We start from the raw sequence: 12,387 nt of genomic DNA on the forward strand, positions 1-12,387 counted from the left end.
GTTCCTTCCCGCGTTACTTGATCTTCGCGTTCCAGAAGAACGGCCAGGTCGCGGGCTGGTAGTTGTCCAGCGCCGGGCTCTTGGCCGAGAGGCCGTTGAACTTGCCGACGTTGATGTACGGTACCTCTTCGTAGACCACCTGCTGCACCTTGCCCCACAGCGCGCCGCGCTTGGCCGGGTCGCTCTCGACATTGAAGGCCTGCAATGCCGCCTTCTTGGCGGGCGAATCCCACCAGCCGGGTGCGCCGTCGCCCAGCTGCGGCGGCGAAAGCATCGGCTCGGGGAACTGGCCCGAGTGCGTGACGTAGATGTCCCACAGCTTGGGGTCGTTGCGGCGCTGCACCAGCGTCGCCCAGTCGACCACGTTCAGGTCGACCTTGAAGCCGGCGCGCTTGAGCTGCTCGGCCATCAGCAGCGACATGTTGTAGTGAAAGTCGTACTGGCGGCTGGTGAGCACGCGGATCGGCTCGCCCTTGTAGCCTGCCTTGGCCGCGGCCTCCTTGGCCTTGGATGCGTTGCGCTCGTTGTAGAGCGTGGTGCCGGCGGTCGAATAGAAAGGCGATCCCTTGGGGAAGTGGTTGCCTTCGGCCACGAAGAAGCGCGTGTCGCCGAAACCGGCCGCGAGCATCTCGCCTTCGCCGAGCGCCGACTGGATCGCCTGGCGCAGGGCCTGGTTGGCGGCCACGCCTTCCTTGGTGTTGAGCACGAGGTACGGAAAACCGAACGACGGCGTCATGATCGGGACGGTCTTGCCGCCCGCCTTCTCCAGGCGCGGCAGGGCTTCCACCGGCAGCAGGTCGGCAAAGTCGTACTGGCCGGCCAGGGCGCCTTCGACCCGCGTGCTGGCGTTGGGCACGGGCACGAAGCGCAGCTCTTCGATGGCCGCCTCGCGCTTGCCGCCGTAGCCGCTTGCCAGCTCCTTGCGCGCCGTGTACTTGTCGAAGCGCGTGAGCAGCACGAACTGGTCGGGGCGGCGCTCCTTGAATTTGTAGGGGCCGGTGCCGACGAAATCCTTCAACGGCGAGGCGATGGAGTCCTTGGCCATGATGGCCGCCATGCCGCTGGGCAGCGCAAGCTGCGAGAGCAGCGGCGCATACGGCGCCTTCAGCACGATTTCCACGCCCAGCGGGCCCTTGGCCTTGAGGCTCTCGATCTCCTTGCCCACGGCCTTGCCGCGCGGCGACTGGTCCATCCAGCGCTGCAGGCTGGCCACCACGTCGTCGGCCGTGAGTTCGCGGCCGTTGTGCAGCATCACGCCCTTGCGCAGGGTGATGGCGTAGGTCTTGCCGTCGGCGGAGATCTTCGGCATCGTCTCGGCCAGCATGGGCACCACGTTCCACTTGGCGTCGAAGGTGTAGAGCGTTTCGTACACGTGCTGCATGATGGTTCCGACCAGGTCGGCGGTCGATGCCATGGGATCGAGCGTCTGCGGCTCGGCCACCATCGCCAGCGTGGCGAAGTTGCGCGGGCCTTGGGCTTGGGCCGGCTGATGGGGCAGCGCGGCGCACAGCAGTGCGAGCAGGGAAGCACCCAGCAGGCTGCGCGTCGACAGGTGCGGCAGGCGCTGGACAAGACCGGCGTGAGGCATGGGGAACTCCTTCATGGGGCGGGCAGGTTGTGAAAGAAATTTTCTTTTCGGCCCGGACTTTGAAGCAGTATCCATGCCAAATCATCCGTGTTAACCCTTGTTTTAAGAATTTTCTGAAACTAATTTTCAGATTGGATCGATACTTGCGATCCTCTTTTTCTTCTTTTTCACTTCAGGAGTTTCCCCATGCCGCTCGAATACCTCGGCGCCCCGCCCATCGCCTCGGACCGTCAGGCTCGCCCGTTTTCCCCGGCCGTGCGCGCAGGCGATTTCATCTATGTGTCGGGCCAGGTGCCCGCCAATGCCGAGGGCGAGATCGTGGTGGGCGGCATCGAGGCGCAGACGCGCCAGGTGATGGAAAACCTGAAGAAGGTGCTCGCGCTGGCCGGCGCCACGCTCGACGACGTGTGCAAGAGCACCGTCTGGCTGCAGGACGCGCGCGACTTTGGTGCGTTCAACCGCATCTACATGGGCTACTTCGGTGAAAACAAGCCGGCGCGTTCGACCACCGAGGCGCGCCTGATGGTCGACGCCAAGGTCGAGATCGACGTCGTGGCCTACAAGCCCAAGTAAATCGGTTGCTACAGCAGCTCGGTCTTGCGCTGGATGATCCGCGAGACGAGCCCGTATTCGACCGCTTCCGCAGCCGAGAGCCAGCGGTCGCGTTCGATGTCGGTCAGCACCACGTCGATGGGCTTGCCCGTTTCGCGCGCAATTTCGTGCGCGATGCGCTGCCGGGCCTTGATGATTTCCTGCGCCTGGATCGCGATGTCGGTCGCTTGGCCGCCCGCGCCGCCGCTGGGCTGGTGGATCAGGAATCGCGTGTTCGGCAGGCACACGCGCCGCTCGCGCGGCACTGCCAGGTAGAGGTGCGTGGCGGCGCTGCCCACCCACCCGGTGCCGATCATGTTCACCGGCGCGGAAATGAAGCGCACGATGTCGTGAATGGCGTCGCCCGACTCCAGGTGGCCGCCGGGCGAGCTCACGAGGATGTCGATGGGCTTCTCCGGGCTGTCGGCGTCGAGCGCGATGAGCCTGCGCGTCACGTCGGCGGCCACCGAGTCGGTGATGCTGCCGAAGATCAGCAGCGTGCGCGACTTGAAGGCTTTTTCTTCCAGGTAGGAATTGCGCGGCTCCGCGGTGGCGGCGGGCGTGGTGTCGTCGTCGGTTTCCATGATGAAGAAGCACTCCTGTGATTGAACGGCATCTTGCCGGACAGGCGAACAGTTTCGCGACATTCCATGGGCCGTGGCAAGCGGCACCGGAAACTCAGCCCGCCAGCCGCCCTGCCACGAGCTGCAGCACGCGGTCGCAGCGCTTTGCAAGCTCCTGGTCGTGCGTGACCATCACGAAGGCCGTGCGGTGCTTGTGCGCAAGCTCGATCATCAGCGCGAACACCGTGTCGGCCGTGTTGCGGTCGAGGTTGCCCGTGGGCTCGTCGGCCAGCACGCAGGCCGGTTGCGTGACCAGCGCACGCGCAATGGCCACGCGCTGGCGCTCGCCGCCCGAGAGTTCGGCCGGCCGGTGGTGCAGGCGGCCGCCCAAGCCCACGCTTTCGAGAATTCTGGTGGCCGCGGCCGCAGCCTGCGCGGGTTCGGTGCGCCGGATCTTGAGCGGCATCGCCACGTTGTCGAGCGCGCTGAACTCCGGCAGCAGGTGGTGAAACTGGTAGACGAAGCCCAGGTGCTGATTGCGCAGCCGCCCCTGCTCGGCCGCATCGGCGTGCGCGATGTCCTTGCCGAGCAGTTCGACCTTGCCCGAGGTGGGCGCATCGAGCCCGCCCATCAGGTGCAGCAGCGTGCTCTTGCCAGAGCCCGAGGCGCCGACGATGGCCAGCGTTTCTCCGGCGCGCACATCGAGGTCGACGCCGTGCAGCACAGTGAGGTCGATGCGCCCTTCGTGAAAACGCTTGGTGAGGCCGCGCGCCTTCAGCACCACGCCGTTGCCGGGCGTGGCGGTATCTTGTTGTTCACTCATAGCGCAGGGCCTCGGCGGGGTTGACGCGGCTCGCGCGCCAGCTCGGATACAGCGTGGCCAGGAAGGCCAGGACAAGGGAAATGATCGCGATCGGCATGATGTCGCTGCGCTGCGGATCGCTCGGCATCTTGCTGATCAGGTAGATGTCTTTCGGCAGGAAGCTCGCGTGAAAGAGCTGCTCGAGCGCCGGCACGATCACGTCGATGTTGTAGGCAATGCCCAGCCCCAGAAGCAACCCGGCCACGGTGCCGATCACGCCGACCATGGCTCCCTGCACCACGAAAATGCCCATGATGCTGCGCGGCGAACTGCCCAGCGTGCGCAGGATGGCGATGTCCGCGCGCTTGTCGGTCACGGTCATGACCAGCGTGGACACCAGGTTGAAAGCGGCCACCGCCACAATGAGCGTGAGGATGATGAACATCATGCGTTTCTCGACCTGCACGGCCGCGAACCAAGTCTTGTTCTGGCGCGTCCAGTCGCGGATCAGGAACTGGCCCGGGAGCGTGACGGCCATCTGGTCGGCCACGTCGCGTGCCTCGTTCAGGTCCTTGAGCTTGATGCGGATGCCGGTGGGCCCGTCGAGCCGGAACACGCGCTGCGCGTCTTCCGCGTGAATCATGGCCAGTGCCGAGTCGTACTCGTAGTGGCCCGAATCGAAAGTGCCCACCACGGTGAACTGCTTGAGCCGCGGCACCACGCCCGCGGGCGTGACCTGGCCGCCGGGCGCCACCAGCGTGACCTGGTCGCCCGGCTGCACGAAGAGCGATCGCGCCAGCTCGCCGCCGAGCACGATGCCGAACTGGCCCGGCACCAGCTTGTCGAGCGTGCCCTTCTGCGCGGTGGTGGCAATGTCGGTGACCTCGGGTTCGAGCTTGGGCACGATGCCGCGCACCAGCGTGCCCTTCATGTCCTCGCCGCGCGCAATGAGCGCCTGCGTGGCAATGAAGGGCGCGGCGCCGATCACCTCGGGGTTCTTGCGTGCGGCCGCGGTGATGGCATCGATGTCGGGCAGGGCCTGGCCGTCGCGCGAAAGGATCTCGATGTGCGACACCACGCCGAGCATGCGGTCGCGCACCTCTTTCTGGAAGCCGTTCATCACGCTGAGCACGATGATCAGCGCCGCCACCCCCAATGCGATGCCAAGCATCGACACGCCGGAAATGAAAGAGATGAAGCCGTTGCGCCGCGTCGCCCGTCCAGCGCGCGTATAGCGCCAGCCGAGCTGCAGTTCATAAGGAAGTCGCATATTTTCAGTTGTTTAACGCGCTTCCGGCGCCAAGGGCGCTTCGGGGCGTTGCATCCTCGGGATTGTGGCATTCCCGGACAATAGGGAAATGGCCGAACCTCTCCCACGTCATCTGTTGATTCCCTTTGCCGGCCGCGGTTCCCCTGCATGCCGCGCGGCCCTGCCCTCGCTTCGGCTGCCCAGCCTCGAGTCCCTGCTCTCCCGGCTCTCGCTCGTGGAGACCGATATGCAGGACGAAAGCACGCGCTCACCGCCCCACGAACGGGCGCTGGCAAAAGCGCTCGGTGTTTCCGCACCCGACGGCTGCATTCCCTGGGCCGCGCTCGAAGCAAGGCAGATCGGCATCGCCGAGCCCGGCGACCGCGAAGGCTGGGGCCTGGTGGCGCTGTGCAACTGGCAGGTGGGCATCGACGACGTGGTGCTGGGAGACCCGGCCGCCATCGAGATCGACGCCGCCGAATCGGCCGCGCTGCTCGCCGCCGCCCACCCTTTCTTCGAGGAAGACGGCATTGCGCTGCACCCCTCGCGGACGCCGGGCCGCTGGCTGGCGCGCGCGCCCATCTTCAACGGCCTGGCAACAGCGTCGATCGACCGCGCGGTGGGCCATCCGATTTCGCAATGGTCGCCATTGGCCGAAGCCGCGCGGCCGCTGCGCCGCCTTCAGAATGAAATGCAGATGCTGCTCTACACCCAGCGCGTGAACGACGACCGCGCCGCGCGCGGCGTACCGCCGATCAACTCTTTCTGGCTCAGCGGCACGGGCGCGCTGCAGGCCGGCGTTCCTTTGGCCGACACGACCGCACCGACCGTGAGCGATGCGCTGCGCGTGGCCGCGCTGCGCGACGATGGCGCGGCCTGGGCCGAAGCCTGGCAGGCGCTGGACACAGGCGCCATCGCGGGACTGCTGGCCGACTACACCGCCGGTGCCGACATCACGCTCACGCTGTGCGGCGACCGCGCAGCGCAGCGCTATGCGGTGCAGCAGCGCGGGCTCATGAGCTGGGCCCGGAGCCTGTTCGACCGGCCGCGCGCCGCCAGCGTGCTGGAGGCCCTGTGAAGATCATTGCGAGAGAAATTCCGCCCCGCTCGGTCTGGGCACTCGAGCAGGCCGGCGTGCATCCGCTGCTGGCCCGCCTGTTCGCCGCGCGCGGCGTGCTGGCCAAGGACGAGCTCGACGATGGCCTGGCGCGCCTGCTGCTGCCGGGCACGCTGCACGGCACGCGCGAAGCGGCGGTGCTGCTGGCCGATGCGATGGCGCAGGACAAGCGCCTGTGCATCGTGGCCGACTACGACTGCGACGGCGCCACCGCCTGCGCGGTCGCGGTACGCGGCCTGCGCCTGCTCGGCGCAAAAAACGTGAGCTACCTGGTGCCCGACCGCGTGGTGGACGGCTACGGCCTCACGCCGCCGATTGCCGAGCGCGTGGCCGACAGCGGCGCCGACATGCTGATCACCGTCGACAACGGCATCGCCAGCGTCGAGGGCGTGGCCGCCGCCAAGGCGCGCGGCCTGCAGGTGCTGGTGACCGACCACCACCTCCCCGGCCCCGAACTGCCGGCGGCCGACGTGCTCGTGAACCCCAACCAGCCCGGCTGCGGCTTCGAGAGCAAGAGCATCGCCGGCGTCGGCGTGATGTTCTACGTGCTGCTGGCGCTGCGCTCCGAATTGCGCGAACGTGGCGTCTTCGCCGCGGCCACGCAGCCGAAGCTCGACACGCTGCTCCCGCTGGTCGCGCTCGGCACGGTGGCCGACGTGGTGAAGCTCGACGCCAACAACCGCCGCCTCGTCGCGCAGGGCCTGCGGCGCATCCGCGCCGGCGCACTGCCGGCGGGCATTGCGGCGCTGTTCAAGGCGGCCGGACGGAACGCCGCGGTGGCCACCACCTTCGACTTCGGCTTTGCGCTCGGCCCGCGCATCAACGCCGCCGGCCGGCTCGCCGACATGACACTGGGCATCGAATGCCTGCTGACCGACGACGCAGGCCGCGCCGACGAGCTCGCACGCACGCTCGACGGCATCAACCGCGAGCGCCGCGACATCGAGGGCGGCATGCGCGACCAGGCGCTGCTGCTGGCCGAGTCGCTGTTCGGCCCCGCGGCCGACGGCAGCGAGGCACCACCCGCGGCCATCAGCGTGTTCGATGCCGACTTCCACGAAGGCGTGGTCGGCATCGTGGCCTCGCGCATCAAGGACCGCTTCCACCGCCCGACCTTCGTCTTTGCCGCCAGCGGCGCGCCCGGCAAGGAGCACGAGCTCAAGGGCTCGGGCCGGTCGATTCCGGGCTTTCACCTGCGCGATGCGCTCGACCTCGTGGCCAAGCGGCACCCGGGCGTGCTGCTGCGCTTCGGCGGCCATGCCATGGCCGCCGGCTGCACCGTGGCGCGCGAGAAGTTCGAGGTGTTCGAGCGCGCGCTGGCCGAAGTAGCGCACGAGTGGCTGGCTGCGTCCGCGCTCACGCGCCAGATCGAAACGGATGGCCCGATCGCGCGCGAGTACATGCGCATCGACCTGGTCGACACGCTGCACCGCGAAGTGTGGGGCCAGGGCTTCGCGCCGCCCACCTTCAGCGAGGAAGTCGAAGTGGTGTCGCAGCGCCTCGTGGGCGAGAAGCACCTGGCGCTCAAGCTGCGGCACCAGGGGCAGCCGGTCGACGGCATCTGGTTCGGCCACACCGAGCCGTTGCCTGCGCGCGTGAAGCTCGCCTTCAGGCTCGATGCCGACGAATGGCAGGGGGTGCGGCGCGTGCGCTTCCTGGTCGAGGGCGCGGAGATCTAACGCTCCTGGCTCGCGCGCGACACGGCGGGCATGCGGTCGCGACCGATTCCTACGCGGGCGGGGCCGGGGAGTTTTACGGTGGTCATTTGCATGAGGAGCCCAGGCACCATGAAATCGACCACCGCATCACCCCCGAAATCCGCCAAGTCATCCAAATCCGCGGGAGCAGCCCACACGGCAGCCAAGCATCGGGAAGTTCAGCGCGCGCAAGATGAAAAGGACAGCGCGAAACCCGCCGCCAAGAAGTCCAGCCAACCCGCGCAGGCAGGCTCGCGCCCCCAGCCGGTCAACCCGATGCCGGCGCAGCACCTGAGCAAGCCGGGCCTTGAAGCCGACATGGCGCTGCGCCCCCGCTTCGAGGCGCCGGATTACCAGGGCAGCGGCAAGCTCGAGGGCATGACGGCGCTGATCACGGGGGGCGACTCCGGCATCGGACGCGCCGTCGCGCTGCTCTATGCCCGTGAGGGCGCGGACGTGGCCATCGCCTACCTGGAAGAAGACGAGGACGCCGAGGAAACCCGGCGCTACGTCGAGGCCGAGGGCACGCGCTGCATCACGATCAAAGGCGACGTGTGCGACCCGGCGTTCTGCAGCGAAGCGGTCGACAAGACGCTCGAAGCCTTCGGCAAGCTCGACATCCTCGTGAACAACGCGGCCTTCCAGTTGCACGCGGCCTCGATCGAGGACATTACCGACGAGCGCTTCGAGCTGACGCTCAGGACCAATGTCTTCGGCTACTTCCAGATGGCGCGCGCCGCTGTCCCGCATCTGGGCCAGGGTTCGTCGATCATCAACACCGGCTCGGTCACTGGCCTGGAGGGCAGCGCGCACCTGCTCGACTACTCGACCACCAAGGGCGCCATCCATGCGTTCACCAAGTCGCTGGCCAGCAACCTGCTGCCCAAGGGCATCCGCGTGAATGCGGTGGCGCCGGGGCCGGTGTGGACGCCTCTGAACCCGGCGGACAGCCCGCCCGAGAAGGTGAAAGACTTCGGCAAGAACACCGACATCCAAAGACCGGCACAACCCGAAGAACTCTCGCCAGCCTACGTGTTCCTGGCCGCGCCGAGCTGCGCCAGCTACATCACGGGCATCGTGCTGCCGGTCACTGGCAGTGTGGGTGCCGTCTGAATGCCCTCAGGAGTTTCTGCAGCGTTCTGGAGCGCGGCACGTCCCGCGTGAGGGGCGGCACCGAGATGGCAAGCAGCAATGCCGCGAGCGGCACAACGCACACGAAGCCGACGTAACTGAAGCCGAGCGCCCCGACGACGCCGCCGAGCACGAACATGCCGATCAACCCGCCCGCCGCTTGCATGCGGCGGCGGTTGTGGCGCACCATCGCGCGCGCCGGTGTCGCATGGCGGTTCCAGTAGAGCAGCTTGCCCAGTTCCATGCCCAGATCGGCGATGTTGCCTGTCATGTGCGTGGTGCGGATGCTGCCGCCGGAGGTCTTCGATCCGACGGCGTTCTGCAGGCCCATGATGAAGGACAGCAGCAGCACGGTGAGCGGCACGGCGAACGGCGTGGACCATGTCAGCGTGATGGCGCCCATCAGGCCAAAAGGGAACATGAGCGCGGCCTCGAGCAGAAGTGGGACCGCATAGACGCTGCGCAAGTGATGCTGGCGACCCCAGTTCACGAGGATCGCGCAGACGGCTGCACCCGAAATAAAGGCCAGGATGGCGCCCAGCGCGTTCAGCAGCAGCTTGGTGTTGCCCAACACCAGCCCGTCGGCGAACTGCGACGCAAAGCCCGTCATGTGCGAGGTGTACATGTGCAGCACCAGGAAGCCGCCCGCATTGACCGCACCGGCGTTGAAGGCCAGCAACAGGCCGAGCGCCCGATTCGTGGAAGGGGCGCGGTGCCGGTGGGTAAGAAAGCGGAGTCTGCGCATCAGCGTGCAACTTGCACTTGGACTCTAGCATTGGCAGCTGGGCCAGACGCTGCATACCATGGTTTTCATGCGGCCGCCCTGAGGAATGTGCTGATTACACTTTGCACCGGTCTGCGTTGTGCATACGTGTTCACATATCCAAAGGTTCCAATGAAAGTCTCAGCTCTTCTGGTGGCCGCCGCGTTGGTCGCGTCGGCCCTGCCCGCCGCGGCACAGGTGTCGGTCAACATCAATCTGCCCGGCCTGATCCAGGTGGCGCCTCCCGCGCCTCGCTATGAGCCCATGCCCGGACCAAGAGCGGGCCAGGTGTGGGTGCCGGGGCGTTGGCAATGGAACGAACGCGCCTACGTCTGGCACGCCGGTTTCTGGCAGGCAGCACGGCCGGACTACGCCTATGCACCGGGTCGCTGGGTTCAGGCAGACGGCGGATGGCGGTGGATGGAAGGCAACTGGCGCCGTGCGGAACAGCCTCGCCACGCCGATCACGGCGATGACCATCGTGGCGGTGGCGGACACCACTGCCCTCCGGGTCAGGCCAAGAAGGGACGCTGCTGATCTGATCTTCAGCAGCTACGGGAAACAGCAGGGGAATGGGCGAGAAGGGGGCGAGCAGATCGCCGCTTCTTGCTTGCCGGTCCAGGCGAGTGCCGTCCGGGATTTCGATGTGGTGCCGCTTGTCGGAATCGAACTGACGACCTTCCGCTTACAAGGCGGGTGCTCTACCAACTGAGCTAAAGCGGCACGAATTCTCTTGAAGGATTTTAGCGGTGCGGAGCCGGCCTACTTCACGCGCTTGAGCGACGGACGGCTGCCGCCGCCGGCCGGTGGACGCGGCGGCTCGTCGGTGGGCTCGCTGGGCGAACCGATGTCGTCTCCAACATCGACTGTTTCGTCCGCGTCTTCACCTGTGACCAGATGAACGATCTTGCCGGCATCGCCCTCGGTGCCGCGCGACGCGTCGCGCAGCGGCATGCGGGAGGGGCCCTGGGGCGATCCCGCATTCGGGGAAGCAGCACCGCCCTCGGCGCCGCTGCCGGCCGGCACGGGAGCGGGAAAAGCCATGCCCTGCCCGTTCTCGCGCGCATAGATCGCAATCACGCGGCCCACCGGCACGATGATTTCGCGCGCGCTGCCGGCAAAACGTGCCTTGAACTCGATGAAATCGTTGCCGAGCTTGAGCGAGCTGGTCGCATCGAAGCTGATGTTCAGCACGATCTCGCCGTTTTTCACGTACTCGCGCGGCACCTGGACGGTGTCATCGACCTGCACCGCGACATAGGGCGTGAACCCGTTGTCGGTGCACCATTCGTACAGCGCCCGAATGAGGTAGGGGCGGGTGGAGGACGACTCGAGCGCGTTGATCATGAAAGACGGCGAAAAGCGATGGAAGCAAGCACGCAGCTTACTTACTTTCGCATGACCTTTTCGGACGGAGTCAGTGCTTCGATGTAGGCCGGGCGCGAGAAGATGCGCTCGGCGTACTTCAGAAGCGGCGCCGCATTCTTGCTGAGGTCGATGCCGTAGTAGTCGAGGCGCCAGAGCAGCGGCGCAATGGCCACGTCGAGCATCGAGAAGTTGTCGCCCAGCATGTACTTGTTCTTGAGGAACACGGGCGCCAGTTGCGTGAGGCGGTCGCGGATGTGCGAGCGGGCCTTTTCGATGGCCTTCTCGTTGCCCTTGGTGGTGCGGTTCTCGAGCGTGGCCACGTGAACGAACAGTTCCTTCTCGAAGTTGAGCAGGAACAGGCGCACGCGCGCGCGGTCGACCGGGTCGCCGGGCATCAGCTGCGGGTGCGGAAAGCGCTCGTCGATGTACTCGTTGATGATGTTCGACTCGTACAGGATCAGGTCGCGCTCGACCAGAATCGGCACTTGGCCGTACGGGTTCATCACGCTGATGTCTTCGGGCTTGTTGTAGAGATCGACGTCGCGGATTTCGAAGTCCATGCCCTTCTCGAACAACACGAAGCGGCAGCGGTGGGAAAAGGGGCAGGTCGTTCCTGAATACAAGACCATCATGGCGAGAGACTCCTAAAAATCAAAAAGAGTGGGTCGCGTTGGCAACCCACTCTGTGGGACCGGACGCATGGCGCGCCCGGTCGGCGTGGACGGAACTACTTGACGTCTTTCCAGTACGAGGCGTTCAGTCGCCACACGAAAACCAGGGACACGACCAGGAACAGCAGCACCCACACGCCGATGCGGATGCGTGTGTTCTGTGCCGGTTCGGCCATCCATTGCAGGTAGCTCACCAGATCGCCCACCGCATTGTCGAACTGCAGCGGCGTCATGGTGCCGGGAGTGACTTGCTCCCAGCCCTTGAACACTTCGGTGGCATGGCCGTGCTGCTCGACCTTGGTGTAGACCGGACGGCGTTCGCCTTGCAGTTCCCACAGTGGATTGGGCATGGCGACGCTCGGGAACACGAGGTTGTTCCAGCCGGTGGCCTTGGTGTCGTCGCGGTAGTAGGTGCGCAGGTAGGTGTACAGGTAGTCGGCGCCGGTGCCGCCGTGGCCGGCGCGCGAACGCGCAACCAGCGTCAGGTCGGGCGGCGTGGTGCCGAACCAGTCCTTGGCCTGGCGCACGTCGATGTTGGCCTTCATGGTTTCGCCGACCTTGTCGGTCGAGAAGAGAAGGTTGTCCTTGATCTGCTGCTCGGTGATGCCGATGTCCTGCAGGCGGTTGTAGCGCATGAAGGCTGCCGAGTGGCAGTTCAGGCAGTAGTTGACGAACAGCTTGGCGCCGTTCTGAAGCGAGGCCACGTCGGTGGTCTTGTTGGGCGCCTTGTCCCACGCAATACCGCCGGATTCGGCCGATGCGGCTGCGGAAAAGGTCAGGCCCAGCGCCAGACCCACAACCGCGAGCCAGCCAGAAATGCATTTCTTCATCGTGTTTCTCTCGAGCT

At 66.2% G+C, this 12,387-nt stretch carries 13 protein-coding genes and 1 tRNA gene; 5 read left to right on the forward strand and 9 right to left on the reverse strand.

Annotated elements, in window-relative coordinates; translation table 11 throughout:
• Window positions 1-13: 13 nt before the first annotated feature.
• Entirely contained in the window at window positions 14-1,588 is a 1,575-nt protein-coding gene (locus tag QFZ42_RS19085) for an ABC transporter substrate-binding protein (RefSeq protein WP_307702464.1), read from the reverse strand.
• Window positions 1,589-1,774: 186 nt separating this feature from the next.
• Between QFZ42_RS19085 and QFZ42_RS19090 the strand changes: the two genes are divergently transcribed.
• The gene (locus QFZ42_RS19090) at window positions 1,775-2,161 is read left to right on the forward strand and encodes a RidA family protein (RefSeq protein ID WP_307702465.1); all 387 of its coding nucleotides are present in this window, start codon (window positions 1,775-1,777) and stop codon (window positions 2,159-2,161) included.
• An 8-nt stretch (window positions 2,162-2,169) separates the two neighbouring features.
• On the opposite strand, the gene QFZ42_RS19095 is transcribed toward QFZ42_RS19090, so the two are convergent.
• From QFZ42_RS19095 to QFZ42_RS19105, 3 genes are all read right to left on the reverse strand, one after another.
• Complete coding sequence (locus QFZ42_RS19095) at window positions 2,170-2,763, reverse strand: ATP-dependent Clp protease proteolytic subunit (protein WP_307702466.1); 594 nt, start codon at window positions 2,761-2,763, stop codon at window positions 2,170-2,172.
• A gap of 94 nt (window positions 2,764-2,857) precedes the next feature.
• Window positions 2,858-3,565 (reverse strand): lipoprotein-releasing ABC transporter ATP-binding protein LolD, encoded by a 708-nt coding sequence (gene lolD / locus QFZ42_RS19100; protein WP_307702467.1) that lies wholly within the window; start codon window positions 3,563-3,565, stop codon window positions 2,858-2,860.
• Window positions 3,558-4,814, reverse strand: a complete 1,257-nt coding sequence (locus QFZ42_RS19105) for a lipoprotein-releasing ABC transporter permease subunit (RefSeq protein ID WP_307702468.1) — start codon at window positions 4,812-4,814, stop codon at window positions 3,558-3,560. Before QFZ42_RS19105 ends, lolD begins: the two co-directional genes overlap by 8 nt.
• Window positions 4,815-4,902: 88 nt before the next feature.
• On the opposite strand from QFZ42_RS19105, the gene QFZ42_RS19110 reads away from it, so the two are divergent.
• From QFZ42_RS19110 to QFZ42_RS19120, 3 genes are all read left to right on the forward strand, one after another.
• A complete protein-coding gene (locus QFZ42_RS19110; RefSeq protein ID WP_307702469.1) occupies window positions 4,903-5,871 on the forward strand; it encodes a hypothetical protein in 969 nt (322 codons plus the stop codon).
• Window positions 5,868-7,589 (forward strand): single-stranded-DNA-specific exonuclease RecJ, encoded by a 1,722-nt coding sequence (gene recJ, locus QFZ42_RS19115; protein WP_307702470.1) that lies wholly within the window; start codon window positions 5,868-5,870, stop codon window positions 7,587-7,589. The genes QFZ42_RS19110 and recJ overlap by 4 nt, the downstream gene beginning before the upstream one ends.
• Before the next feature lie 108 nt (window positions 7,590-7,697).
• Entirely contained in the window at window positions 7,698-8,720 is a 1,023-nt protein-coding gene (locus QFZ42_RS19120; RefSeq protein ID WP_307702471.1) for an SDR family oxidoreductase, read from the forward strand.
• Here the strand turns inward: QFZ42_RS19120 and QFZ42_RS19125 are convergent.
• On the reverse strand, window positions 8,695-9,483 hold the full coding sequence (locus tag QFZ42_RS19125) for a YoaK family protein (RefSeq protein ID WP_307702472.1): 789 nt from the start codon (window positions 9,481-9,483) through the stop codon (window positions 8,695-8,697). The two genes, QFZ42_RS19120 and QFZ42_RS19125, sit on opposite strands and share 26 nt — an antisense overlap.
• Window positions 9,484-9,633: 150 nt before the next feature.
• Between QFZ42_RS19125 and QFZ42_RS19130 the strand changes: the two genes are divergently transcribed.
• Window positions 9,634-10,038, forward strand: a complete 405-nt coding sequence (locus tag QFZ42_RS19130) for a hypothetical protein (RefSeq protein ID WP_307702473.1) — start codon at window positions 9,634-9,636, stop codon at window positions 10,036-10,038.
• Window positions 10,039-10,148: 110 nt separating this feature from the next.
• Here the strand turns inward: QFZ42_RS19130 and QFZ42_RS19135 are convergent.
• The 4 genes from QFZ42_RS19135 to QFZ42_RS19150 all read right to left on the reverse strand — a co-directional run bounded on the left by QFZ42_RS19135 (window position 10,149) and on the right by QFZ42_RS19150 (window position 12,370).
• A tRNA-Thr gene (locus QFZ42_RS19135) sits at window positions 10,149-10,224 on the reverse strand.
• Between the two features lie 39 nt (window positions 10,225-10,263).
• Window positions 10,264-10,848 (reverse strand): ClpXP protease specificity-enhancing factor, encoded by a 585-nt coding sequence (locus QFZ42_RS19140; RefSeq protein ID WP_307702474.1) that lies wholly within the window; start codon window positions 10,846-10,848, stop codon window positions 10,264-10,266.
• Window positions 10,849-10,889: 41 nt separating this feature from the next.
• Window positions 10,890-11,501 (reverse strand): glutathione S-transferase N-terminal domain-containing protein, encoded by a 612-nt coding sequence (locus QFZ42_RS19145; RefSeq protein ID WP_116908513.1) that lies wholly within the window; start codon window positions 11,499-11,501, stop codon window positions 10,890-10,892.
• 95 nt (window positions 11,502-11,596) lie between these two features.
• The gene (locus tag QFZ42_RS19150) at window positions 11,597-12,370 is read right to left on the reverse strand and encodes a cytochrome c1 (RefSeq protein WP_307702475.1); all 774 of its coding nucleotides are present in this window, start codon (window positions 12,368-12,370) and stop codon (window positions 11,597-11,599) included.
• Window positions 12,371-12,387: the final 17 nt, after the last annotated feature.

It is taken from the genome of Variovorax paradoxus (assembly GCF_030815855.1).
Lineage (GTDB): Bacteria > Pseudomonadota > Gammaproteobacteria > Burkholderiales > Burkholderiaceae_C > Variovorax > Variovorax paradoxus_M.

What these genes read in the sequence shown, in the direction of transcription:
- QFZ42_RS19085 (WP_307702464.1), bottom strand. Translation starts at nt 1,588, where the DNA reads ATGCCTCACGCCGGTCTTGTCCAGCGCCTGCCGCACCTGTCGACGCGC.
- QFZ42_RS19090 (WP_307702465.1), top strand. Translation starts at nt 1,775, where the DNA reads ATGCCGCTCGAATACCTCGGCGCCCCGCCCATCGCCTCGGACCGTCAG.
- QFZ42_RS19095 (WP_307702466.1), bottom strand. Translation starts at nt 2,763, where the DNA reads ATGGAAACCGACGACGACACCACGCCCGCCGCCACCGCGGAGCCGCGC.
- lolD (WP_307702467.1), bottom strand. Translation starts at nt 3,565, where the DNA reads ATGAGTGAACAACAAGATACCGCCACGCCCGGCAACGGCGTGGTGCTG.
- QFZ42_RS19105 (WP_307702468.1), bottom strand. Translation starts at nt 4,814, where the DNA reads ATGCGACTTCCTTATGAACTGCAGCTCGGCTGGCGCTATACGCGCGCT.
- QFZ42_RS19110 (WP_307702469.1), top strand. Translation starts at nt 4,903, where the DNA reads ATGGCCGAACCTCTCCCACGTCATCTGTTGATTCCCTTTGCCGGCCGC.
- QFZ42_RS19120 (WP_307702471.1), top strand. Translation starts at nt 7,698, where the DNA reads ATGAAATCGACCACCGCATCACCCCCGAAATCCGCCAAGTCATCCAAA.
- QFZ42_RS19125 (WP_307702472.1), bottom strand. Translation starts at nt 9,483, where the DNA reads ATGCGCAGACTCCGCTTTCTTACCCACCGGCACCGCGCCCCTTCCACG.
- QFZ42_RS19130 (WP_307702473.1), top strand. Translation starts at nt 9,634, where the DNA reads ATGAAAGTCTCAGCTCTTCTGGTGGCCGCCGCGTTGGTCGCGTCGGCC.
- QFZ42_RS19140 (WP_307702474.1), bottom strand. Translation starts at nt 10,848, where the DNA reads ATGATCAACGCGCTCGAGTCGTCCTCCACCCGCCCCTACCTCATTCGG.
- QFZ42_RS19145 (WP_116908513.1), bottom strand. Translation starts at nt 11,501, where the DNA reads ATGATGGTCTTGTATTCAGGAACGACCTGCCCCTTTTCCCACCGCTGC.
- QFZ42_RS19150 (WP_307702475.1), bottom strand. Translation starts at nt 12,370, where the DNA reads ATGAAGAAATGCATTTCTGGCTGGCTCGCGGTTGTGGGTCTGGCGCTG.